The 14,324-nt window shown below is 47.3% G+C and carries 14 protein-coding genes; 8 read left to right on the top strand and 6 right to left on the bottom strand.

Features of this window, described 5'->3' with window-relative positions:
- Positions 1 to 97: 97 nt before the first annotated feature.
- From J3U76_RS11045 to J3U76_RS11035, 3 genes are all read right to left on the bottom strand, one after another.
- Positions 98 to 1,603 (bottom strand): NAD-dependent succinate-semialdehyde dehydrogenase, encoded by a 1,506-nt coding sequence (locus J3U76_RS11045; protein ID WP_208006023.1) that lies wholly within the window; start codon positions 1,601 to 1,603, stop codon positions 98 to 100.
- Positions 1,604 to 2,050: 447 nt separating this feature from the next.
- Positions 2,051 to 2,506, bottom strand: a complete 456-nt coding sequence (locus J3U76_RS11040) for an Lrp/AsnC family transcriptional regulator (RefSeq protein ID WP_208006022.1) — start codon at positions 2,504 to 2,506, stop codon at positions 2,051 to 2,053.
- 55 nt (positions 2,507 to 2,561) lie between these two features.
- On the bottom strand, positions 2,562 to 3,749 hold the full coding sequence (locus J3U76_RS11035; protein WP_208006021.1) for a M24 family metallopeptidase: 1,188 nt from the start codon (positions 3,747 to 3,749) through the stop codon (positions 2,562 to 2,564).
- Positions 3,750 to 4,216: 467 nt separating this feature from the next.
- Here J3U76_RS11035 and J3U76_RS11030 point away from each other — a divergent pair, with 467 nt between their 5' ends.
- A complete protein-coding gene (locus J3U76_RS11030) occupies positions 4,217 to 5,503 on the top strand; it encodes a dicarboxylate/amino acid:cation symporter (RefSeq protein WP_208006020.1) in 1,287 nt (428 codons plus the stop codon).
- Between the two features lie 1,421 nt (positions 5,504 to 6,924).
- Entirely contained in the window at positions 6,925 to 7,425 is a 501-nt protein-coding gene (locus J3U76_RS14730) for a mechanosensitive ion channel domain-containing protein (protein WP_424022310.1), read from the top strand.
- A gap of 51 nt (positions 7,426 to 7,476) precedes the next feature.
- Here the strand turns inward: J3U76_RS14730 and J3U76_RS11020 are convergent, their stop codons facing one another.
- On the bottom strand, positions 7,477 to 7,911 hold the full coding sequence (locus J3U76_RS11020; protein WP_208006018.1) for a PACE efflux transporter: 435 nt from the start codon (positions 7,909 to 7,911) through the stop codon (positions 7,477 to 7,479).
- 73 nt (positions 7,912 to 7,984) lie between these two features.
- Positions 7,985 to 8,890, bottom strand: a complete 906-nt coding sequence (gene ygfZ, locus J3U76_RS11015; protein ID WP_208006017.1) for a CAF17-like 4Fe-4S cluster assembly/insertion protein YgfZ — start codon at positions 8,888 to 8,890, stop codon at positions 7,985 to 7,987.
- 124 nt (positions 8,891 to 9,014) lie between these two features.
- Here ygfZ and J3U76_RS11010 point away from each other — a divergent pair, with 124 nt between their 5' ends.
- Positions 9,015 to 9,278 carry an FAD assembly factor SdhE gene (locus tag J3U76_RS11010; protein WP_208006016.1) on the top strand — a complete coding sequence of 88 codons (264 nt, stop codon included), beginning with the start codon at positions 9,015 to 9,017 and terminating at the stop codon, positions 9,276 to 9,278.
- Positions 9,247 to 9,642 (top strand): hypothetical protein, encoded by a 396-nt coding sequence (locus tag J3U76_RS11005; RefSeq protein WP_208006015.1) that lies wholly within the window; start codon positions 9,247 to 9,249, stop codon positions 9,640 to 9,642. The genes J3U76_RS11010 and J3U76_RS11005 overlap by 32 nt, the downstream gene beginning before the upstream one ends.
- A gap of 44 nt (positions 9,643 to 9,686) precedes the next feature.
- Here the strand turns inward: J3U76_RS11005 and nadB are convergent, their stop codons facing one another.
- Complete coding sequence (gene nadB / locus J3U76_RS11000; RefSeq protein WP_208006014.1) at positions 9,687 to 11,300, bottom strand: L-aspartate oxidase; 1,614 nt, start codon at positions 11,298 to 11,300, stop codon at positions 9,687 to 9,689.
- Between the two features lie 192 nt (positions 11,301 to 11,492).
- On the opposite strand from nadB, the gene rpoE reads away from it, so the two are divergent.
- The 4 genes from rpoE (at position 11,493) to J3U76_RS10980 (ending at position 14,256) form a co-directional block, all read left to right on the top strand.
- A complete protein-coding gene (rpoE, locus tag J3U76_RS10995; protein ID WP_208006013.1) occupies positions 11,493 to 12,071 on the top strand; it encodes an RNA polymerase sigma factor RpoE in 579 nt (192 codons plus the stop codon).
- A gap of 16 nt (positions 12,072 to 12,087) precedes the next feature.
- Positions 12,088 to 12,690, top strand: coding sequence for a sigma-E factor negative regulatory protein (locus J3U76_RS10990; RefSeq protein ID WP_424022309.1), 603 nt, complete (start codon positions 12,088 to 12,090; stop codon positions 12,688 to 12,690).
- A gap of 5 nt (positions 12,691 to 12,695) precedes the next feature.
- On the top strand, positions 12,696 to 13,709 hold the full coding sequence (locus tag J3U76_RS10985) for a MucB/RseB C-terminal domain-containing protein (protein ID WP_243454213.1): 1,014 nt from the start codon (positions 12,696 to 12,698) through the stop codon (positions 13,707 to 13,709).
- A gap of 97 nt (positions 13,710 to 13,806) precedes the next feature.
- A complete protein-coding gene (locus J3U76_RS10980; protein ID WP_208006012.1) occupies positions 13,807 to 14,256 on the top strand; it encodes a SoxR reducing system RseC family protein in 450 nt (149 codons plus the stop codon).
- The last annotated feature ends 68 nt before the right edge of the window (positions 14,257 to 14,324 follow it).

Here is a 14,324-nt window from a genome sequence, read left to right as displayed (position 1 = left end):
TGTTAACTTGATTTTTCCGTGTTCTTCCGTGTATTCCGTGGCAAAAATAGCTTTTCTGGGGATAGTGTTAAATGTCGTCCCCTTTACTCTTCACCCTTCACCCATTGAGTCCGCCGAGGCAGTAGTATTTAATTTGGCTATACTCATCAAACCCATGGCGGCTGCCTTCGCGGCCGAGGCCAGATTGCTTAACGCCACCAAAGGGAATGCTGTGGCCGGTCATTTTGACTGAGTTAACTGAGACCATGCCAAATTCTAGCCCACTCAATAACTGCCAAATGGTGCGAATGTCGTGACCATATACATAGGCTGCAAGTCCATATTCAGTATTGTTCGCTTGAGCAATTAGGCTTGGGATATCCTCGTAAGCAAGTACGCCTGCTACAGGGCAAAAGTTTTCTTCGTAAAATACCTTCATCTGTGGCGTCACATCGGCCAACAAGGTGGGCATAAAAAAATTGCTGCCCGGAGCCTTGTCTTGGCTGCCTGCCACTAAACGTGCGCCTTTAGCAATGGCATCATCAACTAAGGCTTGGGCTTTATCGACCGCTTCGCGAAAGATAAGTGGGCCCATGGTTACGCTTTTATCAAAGCCATTTCCAACTTTAATGTGCGCCATTTCTTCGGCAAATGCGGTCAAAAATTCCTCGTAATACGCGTTAGGCACAAAAATACGATTGGCGGCTAAGCAGTCTTGGCCAGCCGTTTGAAACTTAGCGGCAACTGCCGCTTTGGCCGCAGCGGTAATGTCCATATCGGGCAGCACAATAAATGGTGCGTTACCGCCAAGCTCCATGGAGCACTTTTTAACTGTGTTGGCTGCTTGTTCCAGCAATATTTTGCCCACTCGAGTAGAGCCGGTAAACGATAAGGCGCGTACGTTTTCGGCCTGACAAAGCAGTTGACCAATTTGGCTGCCATCACCGGTAATGACGTTATAAACCCCAGCCGGAAAACCAGCACGTTCAGCGAGCTCTGCTAAGGCGAGTGCAGAGAAAGGGGTTTCACTGGCAGGCTTAATAAGCACGGTACAACCTACCGCTAATGCGGCGGCGGCTTTACGGGTGATCATGGCATGGGGAAAGTTCCATGGGGTGATCAGTGCCGCCACGCCTATGGGCTCACGCATTGTTGCCAGTTGGGCATTGGGAATATGGCTGGGTAGGGTGTCGCCATTGGCCCGGCGCGCTTCTTCGGCAAACCAGCGCACAAAAGAGGCCCCGTAATCCACCTCGCCACGGGCGTCGCTCAATGACTTGCCTTGCTCTAATACCATGAGTGTGGCGAGATCTTCTTTGTTTTCTAAAATTAAGTCGTGCCAGCGCATGAGCATATCGGCACGCTCATCGGGCAGGAGTGCTTTCCAAGGAGCAAAAGCAGACTCGGCCGCGGTAATGGCTTGATGTACTTGTAAAGGTTCAAGCTGAGTGCAGTGGCCAATCACGTCTTCGTTAGCAGGGTTGATAACGGCAATGTCTTGTTGGCCGTGCACCCACTTGCCATTGATATAGGCCAGCTCGCGTACTAAGCGCGGATCTTTTAAATACGGCATGATGGCGTCGGTGACTTTGCTGGTGATTATGGGTTGGAGTTGTAAGTTCATAAGCGCACCTCGTGTTGCTGGGCCTAAATCAATAAGCTGGGTGGTGGCAAGTCTGTGCTGACTTGCTATGCCTATGAGTGTACTGAGTTTGTTTTAGGTTACTTTTTGTTAGCAGGCTTAAAAATGTGTGTTTCTTCTGTTTGTTGATGATAAACAGTGGCTTTTTTCTGATGGTGGGTATGAAGGGGAGTGCTAAAAGAAAGCCGTCAGCTATCAGCGGTAAGCTGTCAGTCCACCAGCGTCTGTTTGTTGGCTTATGGCCGCTCTGCGGTCGGTTTGTTTTTTGTTTGTTTGTCTGATAGCTGACGGCTTAAAGCTGATCGCTGCCCGAAGGGCCTGGATTGCCGCGTCGTTTCACTCCTCGCAATGACCAAAGGGTGGCTCCGGCTTTTCGTAGGCGGTATTTTCTTTTAGCTTGGCGCTGTGTTTTAACTGACGGCTGACAGCTCACAGCTGGGGTCTTTCGTGTTTAATGGTTTTGGTGACTATGTAAGTAAAGTACTTATCAATGGCCAAGTCGGAGTCGAGCCAGCTATCAATTAAACGCTGATATTGATCAATACCATCACACAAAATGCGTAACACATAATCGACCCCGCCGCCGGTGGCGTAACAGTCGGCTACCTGCTCACAGTTTGCCATGGTTTGTTCGAAGTGCTTCATGGTGCTGGCGCTGTGGTTGTTTAAGCTAATTTCCACTAACACGGGCGTTTTAGGGCTCAGTAGCTGTGCGTTAATACGAGCGCCGTAGCCTTCGATGATACCGGCTTTCTCTAAGCGTTTTACGCGCTCCCAACACGGGCTTATCGATAAGTTAATGGCCTCGGCAAGGCCAGATTTAGTAATGCGCCCGTGTTGCTGCAATATTTGTAAAATATGTAAGTCGTACTTATCTAAACGCATAAAATGGCTGCTCCCTCTGCTTACGCTGACCGCCTTTTCTGTCACCCGTCAGTGATCACTCTTTAACAAACAGCTGTCTTGGATATTGGCTTAGGGTTTCTACTCCCGTTTTGGTGATCACTATGCTTTCTGTGGTTTCCATGCCCCAATCATCTAACCAAAGACCAGGCATAAAGTGAAAGGTCATGCCGGGCTTTAAAATCGTTTGGTCGGTATTACGCAAACTCATGGTGCGCTCACCCCAGTCAGGTGGATAACTTAAGCCAATAGAGTAACCACAGCGAGCCCCTTCTCGGTTAAAGCCGTATTTGGCTAAGGTGGAGTTAAGTGCATCGGCAATATCGGCACATCTATTACCCGGTTTGGCAGCGGCAAGGCCGGCTTCTAACCCAGCATTAAGTGCATCATCGGCACGTTTAAAGTTGTCTGTGGGTTGGCCCAGATAAATAGTGCGCGACAAAATACAGTGATAACGACGATGACAACCGGCCAGCTCTAAAAATGTGCCTTCATTAAGATTAATAGGGCGCTCGTCCCAAGTTAAATGAGGAGCGGAAGCATCTCTGCCAGAGGGGAGCATGGGCACAATGGCCGGGTAATCACCGTAGTGCCCGTCGTCCCCTAACATGGCGGTACGATAAATTTCGGCCACTAATTGGTTTTTGGGTAAGCCGGGCTCAATGATCTCTAGCGCTTTTTGATGCATATTTTCGACAATGCGCGCGGCAATGCGCATATAGCGTAATTCGGTTGCTGATTTTATAGAGCGGCACCAGTTGACCAAGGCGGTGGCGTCTACTAGCTCAGCATCAGGCAGGTTGTCGCGTAAAGAAAAATAGGCAGTAGGACTAAAATAATAATTGTCCATTTCCACCCCTATATTGCCATAAGCCCAGTCACGAGGCTTAAGCTCCTGGTTGGCTAGGTACTCCATAGCATGCAGCAAGGGGTTCATTACATAGTAATCGGGGTAGTAAGTAATATTTTCTGGTTGCAAGTAAACGGTGCGCTTAGCGCCGCTTGCATCCATGTGCCTGCCATACCAAAGCGGCTCTCCTGTTTGACCAACCACCACCACTTGTGGCGTATAAAACGACCAGCCGTCGTAACCTGTTAACCAGGCCATATTAGAGGGGTCGTGGACGATCAGCGTTTGAATATTGCGCCGTGCCATGGCGGCTCTTACTTTAGCTAAGCGCTGCCGATATTCTTTTAGAGTAAAGCTAGGTTGTGGTTTGTGCATATCATGCCTCACTTTATTGAAGGTTAGAGGCCAAACTCCAGCCACAAGCACAGGCTAGAGCGATGACAATAAGGGCAGTATAGACAAGGTGTTATCGCACTATATTAGCCACTGTAACTTGATTGTTTTTATAGGTCGCGCTTGGCTGTGAGTTGCTCGCCAAGGCGTGGCCTAATGCTGATTAAGCCACCATGACTATTGTTGCGAAGTAAAGCAATAGCTGAGCTTTATAGTCGGTCACAAAATGTAAAAAAATATAGTGTTAATGGTATGGCTATCAAACTTAATGTTGGATCTTGCTCACTAAGTTTTGTGATCTATGTCACGGAGTGGTGGCCTGTGGCAGTTATTTGGTTGCTGAGCTGTTTTTTAAATGTAAAATTCTGAAAAATATTTATTTGGTAGTTGTCATTGCTGTTTTAGTGCATTTAGCAACAGTATTGTTTTGCCTTACTAAGGAATACACCATGCAAGGTTCTCTCTCTACTCGCATCTTTGTCGGCCTATTTGTCGGTCTGGTCATTGGTAGCGTTATTCAGTATCTATTTGCTGATATTACCTTTTTAAACAATAACATAGTGGGGGTAGCTGAAGGATTAGGTGGCATGTTTGTGTCATTGATCAAACTGATGGTGGTGCCCTTGGTGTATATTTCTATTGTAACGGGCATTTGTGAGTTACGAGATATTGCCAGTTTTGGTCGTTTGGGCAGCAAAACCTTTGGTTTATATATTGTTAATACCATGCTGTCTATTGCCGCTGCTATTTTGGTGGGGCAAATCTTTAAGCCGGGTATGGGAGCAAGCTTACCCAATGGCGCTTCTAAAACAGTAGAGCTTGCCACTACAGAAACCCCAGATATTGGCGCACTATTAATTAATATTGTGCCAAGTAATCCGGTGCAAGCTTTTGCATCTGGCGATATGTTGCAAATTATTTTTATGGCCATTATTACCGGGCTTGCGATTCAGGCAATGGGCAGTGGTGGTGCGCCAGCAATGCGTACTTTTCGGGTGGCTAATCAGGTTATGATGAAACTGGTTGGCTTAGTGATGACATTGGCGCCTTATGGTGTTTTTGCACTTATGATTAGCTTAGGGGCTACCCTTGAAGCGAACACCTTAATGTCGGTGGCCGGTTATGTTGGCCTAGTGGTATTGGTATTAGCATTTTGGATTTTAGTGGTGTACCCGTTGGCGGTATGGATGTTTACCGGTATTCGCCCTAAGGTGTTTCGCCAAGCAACCCGCGAGCAATTATTGTTTTCTTTATCTACAGCCAGCTCCAATGCCACTATTCCAGTGACTATGCGTACCCTAACCGATAAGTTAGGTGTGTCTAGAGCCATTGCCGGTTTTGGTGTGCCATTAGGGGCAACCATTAATATGTCGGGCTCGGCGATTTACATTACCTTGGCTGCGATGTTTGCCGCTAACATCTCTGGCACGCCTATTCCGACCGGTGATTTATTAACTGTTGGCTTTACGGTGTTGCTGATGTCGGTGGGTGTGGGTGGTGTACCCGGGGGCGCTGTGGTTATGGCAGGGGTGTTATTGCTGCAAATGGGGCTGCCTATTGAAGCCATGGCAATCATTATGGCGGTTGATCGTATTAATGATATGTTTTGTACCTCTTCTAATGTGGTGGGGGATACAGCAGTCAACACTATAGTCGCTAAAATGGAAGGTAACCCTGATCCTGTTAACGAAGGTGACTTGCCATTAACGTCGGCAAAAGAAGAGGTTAACTCGTAACCTTATATCAAGGTGATATTAACAGCGGCCCTTATTAGGGCCGTTTTTTTTGCTTTGTCATTATGGCTCTTTAAGCAGCATAATCATAAGTATGAGTTTTAATTTGATGAGGACGGCGAATGAAGCACATTGCCAGTCAGACACCACAAGGTTATATCCGTCGTATCACAGCTTGGCTTACCGGGACTGAGCCTGACACTCATATGACTTTCAACAAAGGCGAGTGGTTTATGAGGGGCGCTGATGTGGTTCGCTTATTGTTGATGGGGTTACTTTATGTGGTGTCGCTAACCGTATTTAGTGCAGAAGAAGAGCCGACTTCTACTTGGTATGAAGCCGAAACTACCGCCACTCAGGCCACGCCGGCTGCGGGGATTAATAGGCGCACGCCAAGAGAGACGGTACGTAATTTTGTGTCACTGACCGAAGCTGGGGAATATAAGAAAGCGGCTGATTTTTTAAATTTAGCCGATTTACCCCCTGCTGATAGGCGTACCGACGGCGCTGACCTTGCTCGGCAATTAGGCTTAGTGATTGATCGCCAACTTTGGATTGATTGGTCTGGGTTATCGGCTCGACCAGATGCCATGCGGGATCAAGGCCCGGCAAACCATCCGCTAGCAGGCCAAGCAAGGCGCGATATTGGCTTAAAAATGGTTAAGCTAAAAGGGCAAACATACGAGATTCGCTTGGGGCGCTATAAATCAGAAAATACTGATCCTGTTTGGCTATTTACGCCGCAAACGGTGGAAAATATCCCTATTTTATATGATGCATTTGGTCCGCATATATTTGAAGCTTATATACCCAGTGTACTAAAGCAGCGCATGGGAGGCTTGCGCATTTGGGAGTGGGTAGCGCTGCCAATATTGCTGTGCATATTACTAGGGTTAGGGTATGTGATTAACCGCATCATTCATTGGTTAGGACGCTACTCTAAAAGCGCGATTTTGCGCCAAGCCGCCGAAAAAGTACGGGTGCCGTTAGCCTTGGTGGTGATGGCCATAGCCGCTCAACTCTTTTTTAAGATGGGGGTGTCTTTTTCTGGGCCCGCGACCAATATTGTGCGCCCATTTTTGATCATTATTATTGTCTCTGGGCTCGGCATTACGGCATTGAATGTGATTGATGCCATCTTGAATCGCGTGACTTTACGGGTGATTGGGGAAATTGATGATACCCGCAGTATAAAAGAGCGTGAGTTGTATACCTCTATTTATGCACTGCGCCGCGTGGTCGTACTGGTTATGGTGGCGGTATCTATCATAGTGGTGTTGATTCAGCTGAACTTATTTGAGTCGTTAGGGATTTCTTTGCTGGCTTCAGCCGGTGTAATGACAGTGCTATTAGGGATTGCCGGGCAGGCGGTATTGGGAAACATTATGGCCTCGTTGCAAATTGCATTAGCTAAACCGGTACGCATAGGAGACAGTGTGTTATTTGAAGGCAATTGGGCCTATGTAGAAAGTATTTTTTATACCTTTATTCGTTTGCGCACTTGGGATGAGCGGCGAATTATCGTGCCGGTAAAACACTTTGTGTCACAGCCGTTTGAAAACTGGTCGGTAAAAGATGCCCGCATTATGAAAACCATTACCTTATTTTTGGATCATAAAGCGGATATTCGCCCCTTGCGAGATGCCTTTATTGAGATGGCGAAGCAAGATGAGGGGGTCATTGATCATAATACGCTGGCGGTTAATGTGACCAAACATAGCCGTTGGGGGCAAGAGATATCCTTTTATGCGATGTCTCCCGATCCTTCTAGTGCTTGGTCTATGGCAATGCGCTTACGTGAAGGCATGTTAGATTATGTGCGTGTACATCATCCGGATTGGTGGCCTTATGAGCGCTTTGATGCACAGGGCGTTGAAGAAACTGAGGATCATTCAGCCAACACACCGGGTGATAAGATGAAATAAAAAAGCCATTGAATGACAATGGCTTAAATAAAAAATAAGGGGCGACTATTATTAGTTTCTGGCTAAAGAGTGGGTGTTAGGAATAGGAAATATTTTGTCGTATAGCAGGTTATATACGAACGCATAAATAACGTAAAACGCCGACATCGCAATGCCCATAGTAAAGGCTTGCCAAAGGGTGATGCTAAAATACCAAGCAATCATGGGTAAGAAAAACACCAGTAAACCGCCTTCAAATAATAAAGCGTGAAAGACCCGAATCGGGGTGTTTTTATGTACGCTACCACGCAGTTTTACCATGGCGTGATCAAAGAGTAAGTTGTAAATATAGTTCCAGACGGTGGCAATAATAGAGCCCACTATTGCCATGGCCCCCATTTCAAACATATTGTAGCCAAAGGCTAAGGTCGCAAAGGGGGTGAAAATAAATAGACCGATAAACTCAAACCCTAAGGTATGGCGAATACGGTCGGCTGTAGTACGCATTTCAACTCCTTATTGTGATAACCGCACTGTTATGGCGCACAGTGCGGCATTGATAACTCAAGTGCGCAGAGCCTTAGTCTATCAGATCGTAGGGCAAAGGTTGTAAAGACAGGCGGCTGTTGTCTTGGCCTTTAATTCTAAATACCGCATCTGACTCAAGGCCTTTATTGAGCACAGAGGTCAGCTGACAGGCGCCGTCTTTTTGGTACACACTTAGCACAGTGCCGGCTCGGCGCCAGTTCTCTCCCAGTTGCATTTCTATATCTTGGTTAACACTAATCGGTTCATCGCTGTGGCCAGCTAATACAAACATGGCTTTTTTATTGGCGCCACGATATTTAGCGCGCGCTACGGTTTCTTGGCCCATATAGCAGCCTTTGGTAAAACTAATGCCGTTAAGTGCCTGTAAGTTGAGCATTTGTGGAATATATTCGCCCTGATGTTCTGCACTCATATCTGGCAGCCCGGCTTGAATCATCAGTCCTTGCCACTCTTGCTCGTCGCCTTGTGTTAAATCTGGGGTTGCGGTGCTGGCAGGCAGGAGTAACAAGGCATGTTCAGCGGCCACCGGAATAACCACGCCGCCGCCAGGCCACTGATTATCACCCTCTAACTCTTCATTCAGCCATTGCGATAAGCCTTCTCCGGCCAAACCATATACATGCCAGTTGTCAGAGGTGTCTTCTACTTCTGCTTTAGAAAAGACGGCAAATTTTTTAAGCTCTGGTAGCTGGCGCTCAATAAGGCTGTTATTGAGTACTAATACCAGCTGTTCGTTTAACTTTGCCAGCCAAAAAGACGCCCATAGTTTGCCTTTGCTGTCACAGTGCCCCGCTAAACTGGCTTCGCCCAGTTCAAGCTGGTCTATATCACAGGTCACTTGGCCCTGTAGGTACTTAACGCGATCTTCACCGGTAAGGCTAATGACGGCTCTATCGGTGAGCGGATAAAGTACGGGAGAAGAAGAAAGAGTCAACATAGCGCTCCCCTTAAATAATAGTTAATGAATGAAGTGTGACCTTAATGGTAAAGATGACCAACACATTTGTCAGTACTCACTAGACCTTATACTATGAGCTTTATATTATTTTTTGGATACCAGCATGCTCAATTCTTCTGATAAACCGCGTTTAATTTGGGCTTGCCGTCGTGGCATGCTAGAACTGGATGTTATTTTAGGTCCATTTGTTGAACATGAATATGATGACTTAAGTGAGGGGCATCAAGCGACCTTTCGTCGTTTATTAGAATGCGATGATCCGGATTTATTTGCTTGGTTTATGGGCCATCAGCAATCTGAAGATGCCGACTTTCAGGCGATGGTAGAATATATCCTTGAGCGCAACCAGATTCGTAATCAGCGCTAAAGCGTCTAGGCTACATGCTTGTTACTTGGTGGCTGCCGCCAGTCTATGGTGGTTACCGGCCAGCCTACTACTAACAGCCGAACGACTTATTTGGTTTATGCCTGTGTGGATATTGGTGTCTATTGTGTTGTGTTATCGCAGTACAGGTTACCAGTTACAAGGGGAGTATAACCAAGGTGTATTGAGCCTAAATGGCCGTAGCGGGCCATTATCCACTTACAGTCGTGCTGGGCCTGGCTTTTTATTGCTGGTATTAGAAGGCGATATTTGGCGCCCCTTTTGGTTATTTCAAGACGCCGTGTCTGACGATACGTTTCGCCGTTTATCGCAACAGGTATTACTGGCGGAAAAGCCCAAGCGATAGCTCCAAGCCATATTGAAACGGGCAGTACCGCACTGCCCAATTGGCTATTCAGGTTTCAATATTGTTGGTTTGGGATTGTCCTGTTGCTCGGGGTAATCCAGAGTGTAATGCAGCCCGCGAGACTCTTTGCGCTCCATGGCTGAACGAACGATAAGCTCGGCCACTTGTACTAAATTGCGCAATTCGAGCAAGTTATTGCTGACCCGAAAGTTGGCGTAATACTCTTGAATTTCTTGCTGTAATAAGTCGATGCGCCGCTTGGCCCGCTCTAAGCGTTTGTTAGAACGTACTATGCCCACGTAATCCCACATAAATAACCGCAATTCATGCCAGTTATGGTGGATCACCACTTCTTCATCTGAATCGGCCACTTTACTCTCATCCCACAGCGGTAAAATGGGCGGTTCAGGAGTGGTGGCTAATTTAGCCAATATATCTTGGCCTGCGGCTCGGGCAAACACGATACATTCAAGTAATGAATTAGACGCCATGCGATTGGCGCCGTGTAAGCCTGTATAAGAAACTTCACCAATTGCATATAAACCGGCAATATCAGTTTGGCCCTTATCATCCACCATAACACCGCCGCAGGTGTAGTGTGCGGCCGGCACAACGGGCATAGACTGGCGAGTAATGTCGATACCTACTTTTAAGCAACGTTCATAAATGGTGGGAAAGTGCTTAAGAATAAAGTCGGGTGCTTTATGGCTAATATCTAAAAACATGCACTCGGCACCTAAGCGCTTCATTTCATGATCAATGGCGCGGGCCACAATATCGCGAGGAGCCAGCTCGCCACGTTCGTCATAATCGGGCATAAAGCGGCTGCCATCGGGGCGTTTAAGTAAGGCACCTTCGCCGCGCAGCGCTTCGGTCAGTAAAAAGTTACTATCGTCGGGGTGAAACAAGCTGGTGGGATGAAACTGATTAAACTCCATATTGGCCACCCGACACCCTGCACGCCAGGCCATGGCTATGCCATCTCCTGAGCTTACGTCTGGGTTTGACGTGTATTGATATACTTTAGATGCGCCGCCGGTGGCCATGGCAATAAAGCGCGCGCGCACGGTTTCTACCCGTTCTTTATCACGGTTCCATACATAGGCACCCAGCACTTTATTGTCTTTCTGTGAGTGAGATAGCCCAAGCTTTTCACTGGTAATTAAATCAAGGGCATTAACCCGTTCTAGAATATGAATGTTAGGATGTTGCTGGACTTGTTGATTGAGTGTGAGTTGTACGGCTCGCCCTGTGGCATCAGCAGCATGGAAAATACGCCTGTGGCTGTGGCCACCTTCTCGGGTAAGGTGATAAGAAGGTTGTGCTAGAGTAGACTCTTCAGTATCAAAGGGGACGCCTAAGTCAATTAACCATTGTATGGCCAAGGGGGCTTGGCAGGCGGTAAGCTCAACCACTTTAGGGTCGCATAAATCGGCACCGGCAATTAAGGTGTCATTAACATGAGACTCAATACTGTCGGTTTTATCGAACACGGCGGCAATGCCGCCTTGGGCGTATAAGGTGGAGCCTTCGGCAAGTGGCCCTTTGCTAAGCACATGAACATTAGCATGATCGGCCAGTTTTAATGCCAGAGACAGCCCAGCAGCACCACTGCCAATGATGAGTACGTCGCAAAGGTATTCAACGGGATCCTTCATAAGTATCATTGGGTCAATAGGGATAGTTTTTCTATATTATCCCAAGCGGGCAACAGGTGCAGCCAGAATTGCCATTCTCAAACGAGTTCAGAATATTTTAGAACTTTTGTCGGCATCTATAGTCTATATGGGTGCGTTTATTACGTGCTGGTGCAGTAATGTATCGGATTATTCGGAGGCTACGCGGCTCGCATGAGCGATAATTTAACAGACCAGCAGTTGGTTGAACGAGTACAGCGTGGCGATAAAAACGCATACAACCTGCTGGTAAAAAAATATCAACATAAAGTGGCGAACCTAGTGTCTCGATACGTGTCTAACTCAGGAGACATACCTGATGTGACACAAGAAGCCTTCATTAAAGCGTATCGAGCCTTGGCTGGATTTCGCGGTGATAGCGCTTTTTACACTTGGTTATATCGCATTGCCGTTAACACCGCCAAAAACTATTTAGTGGCGCAAGGCAGGCGGCCACCAGGGCGAGATGTCGAAGTTGAAGATGCAGAATATTATGATGGTGGCAGCGGCTTACGGGATCAGGCGTCACCAGAACGACTCATGTTATCGGATGAGATCAAGCGTGCGGTGTTTAGTACGATAGAAACATTGCCGGAGGATCTAAGAACGGCGATAACCTTACGAGAGCTAGAAGGGATGAGCTATGAGGATATTGCCAGCGTGATGGACTGTCCAGTTGGCACAGTTCGTTCTCGAATTTTTCGAGCGCGCGAGGCAATAGATAAGCGAGTCCAGCCTTTACTTCAGGGTTGAACGAGGAATAATTGTTATGGCAGATGTGATGGCAAATAAAGAGCAGATCTCAGCACTGGTAGATGGCGAGATCCAAGATAAGGTCTTGCTTGAGCAATTAAGTGATGATCAAGAGCTGGCTGATACCTTTGGCCGCTACCATTTGTATGGCGATGCGCTACGCAATGACTTGCCCCAAGATATACAGCTAGATGTAAGTGATAACATTGCCATGGCGTTAGCGAGTGAGCCAAGCTTGGTGAGCGCTCCTGCAACTCAACCGCCATTGGCTGACGCAGCCCCTGTCGATATGCACGCTCAGGCGCAAAGTGCCAAAGTGGTACGGCCACGCTTTGGTAAAGTGTCCCCTATGCTGCGCTACATTGGGCAGTTTGCGGTTGCGGCTTCTGTGTCGGCCGCCGTTATTGTGGGCGTGCAACAATATAGCCAACAAGATTTACAATCACCTGTGCTTAATACTATTCCACTTAATGGTGGGGCTGCGCCAGTTAGCTTAAATTATCAAACACAGTCACCTCAGCAGGTGAGTGAGCAAACGCGTTTAGAGCAGCAACGTCGTATTCATGAGCTGCTAATGGATCACGAGTTGCAGCAACGACTGCGCCATAGCGAAAGGTAATAAGTTTGAGAATTCAGGGGTTACAAGCCGCTATTCTGATGATTATTGGGCTAGTTACTAGCTCTGTAATGGCTGAAGAAGATTCAGCTGAGGTTGCATTACAAAGAATGCAGCAAGCTTATCAGCAACTTAACTTTGAACTCACCCTCATTGAGTTTAGCCAAGGGCAACTTGAGCCTAAGCGTTTAACTCGTGGCCACCTTAATGGCAAGATACTGACCCATCTCACTCACCTTAATGGGCGGCCAAGAGAGTTTGTACAACGTGATAATAAAACCAGTTTTTTTGATGCCAACCACAGTGGTTATACCCTGAAAGGTGCCAACCTGCCGGGGCTTTTTTATCGGCTACAAGTTGTACCTCTCGTTCCCATATTAGAACATTATGATGCTGTGTTTGCAGGGCGTAGTCGTGTATTAGGGCGTGTAGCGCAGGTAGTACGCTTGGTACCTAAAGAGCCTGGCTACTATGGTTATGCGCTGTGGTTAGATGAAGAAAGTGGCTTGCTGGTGAAGCTTGATACCTTATCGAACCATGCCAGTGTGGTTGAACAAAGCATGGGCGTGGCGCTAACGATAGGTGAGCAACCCGGTCTACTCATTAATGAGCTGGCAACGGCTTCTTTGCCACCAGTTATGTCTGTTGCGGATGTTTATCCTAAGCCTCAGCCTCCTTTGCCTTGGCAGTTAGGCTGGTTGCCTGACGGATTTGAGCTGAGTTCGCAAGATACTCATAAGTTGCCGATTACCGAACAAGCCGTAGATTATTTAATGTTGTCTAACGGTTTGGTTGAGGTATCGGTATATATAGCCAAAGCAGGGCGTACTAATGATCTTAACCAACAGTTAGTGCGACAAGGGGCAACCCATTTACTGAGTTTGGTAAATAATGCTCAGCTTGAAGTGACGGTAGTGGGGGCGATTCCTGCTGACACAGCACGTAAAATTGCCGAGTCAATTACGGCGAAGCATGAGCAAAACGTAGAAGCACAAGCAGCCTCTAGTCCCAAATCGAACTAGCGCTAAATGGCGGCGTACCACCGAGTATCCAAAGTGCGTAATGGTCGCCAAGTTACGCTTGTATCTCTAAGAATGCTTAGATATTTGAGTCATTATTATGATTGAAGAAGTCGCAACCGTCTCTGCTGTGTATGAGGGAGGCGTAGAAGTAGTGTGCTTTAGTAAATCCGCCTGTGGCCAGTGCCAGCAAAATAGCCAGTGCGGTACTGGTATTGTTTCTAAAGCGCTACCGGGGCGTGACCATAGATTTGTGGTTAGCACAGACTTACCACTCACCGTTAACCAACAAGTGCGCATTGGTATTCCTGAGCGCAGTTTAATTGGCAGTGCCATTGTGGTGTATCTCTTTCCTTTATTGTTACTACTGGGCGGCGCCTTATTAGCGAGCGTGGGGCTGGGCATGGGAGATGGTGGCACATTGCTGGGTGCAGGGGTGGGCGGTGTGATTGGTTTTTTGCTGGCATCAGGCTATGCAAAAGGGAAACATGGGTTACAGACAGAGCCAATTATCATTAGTCCCGTGCTTAACGTGGTGAATCTCGACTAAGGATTGGCCACGGTAGGGCTAATCCAGTAGAATCTGGCCTCTGACTCTCGCTTTTTAGACTACGGACT

It is taken from the genome of Oceanisphaera pacifica, from assembly GCF_017498065.1.
Lineage (GTDB): Bacteria > Pseudomonadota > Gammaproteobacteria > Enterobacterales > Aeromonadaceae > Oceanimonas > Oceanimonas pacifica.
This window is presented reverse-complemented; position numbering and strand designations above follow the sequence as displayed.

Coding starts and splice junctions, on each gene's coding strand:
- J3U76_RS11045 (WP_208006023.1), bottom strand. CDS start 1,603: ATGAACTTACAACTCCAACCCATAATCACCAGCAAAGTCACCGACGCC.
- J3U76_RS11040 (WP_208006022.1), bottom strand. CDS start 2,506: ATGCGTTTAGATAAGTACGACTTACATATTTTACAAATATTGCAGCAA.
- J3U76_RS11035 (WP_208006021.1), bottom strand. CDS start 3,749: ATGCACAAACCACAACCTAGCTTTACTCTAAAAGAATATCGGCAGCGC.
- J3U76_RS11030 (WP_208006020.1), top strand. CDS start 4,217: ATGCAAGGTTCTCTCTCTACTCGCATCTTTGTCGGCCTATTTGTCGGT.
- J3U76_RS11020 (WP_208006018.1), bottom strand. CDS start 7,911: ATGCGTACTACAGCCGACCGTATTCGCCATACCTTAGGGTTTGAGTTT.
- ygfZ (WP_208006017.1), bottom strand. CDS start 8,890: ATGTTGACTCTTTCTTCTTCTCCCGTACTTTATCCGCTCACCGATAGA.
- J3U76_RS11010 (WP_208006016.1), top strand. CDS start 9,015: ATGCTCAATTCTTCTGATAAACCGCGTTTAATTTGGGCTTGCCGTCGT.
- nadB (WP_208006014.1), bottom strand. CDS start 11,300: ATGAAGGATCCCGTTGAATACCTTTGCGACGTACTCATCATTGGCAGT.
- rpoE (WP_208006013.1), top strand. CDS start 11,493: ATGAGCGATAATTTAACAGACCAGCAGTTGGTTGAACGAGTACAGCGT.
- J3U76_RS10990 (WP_424022309.1), top strand. CDS start 12,088: ATGGCAGATGTGATGGCAAATAAAGAGCAGATCTCAGCACTGGTAGAT.
- J3U76_RS10980 (WP_208006012.1), top strand. CDS start 13,807: ATGATTGAAGAAGTCGCAACCGTCTCTGCTGTGTATGAGGGAGGCGTA.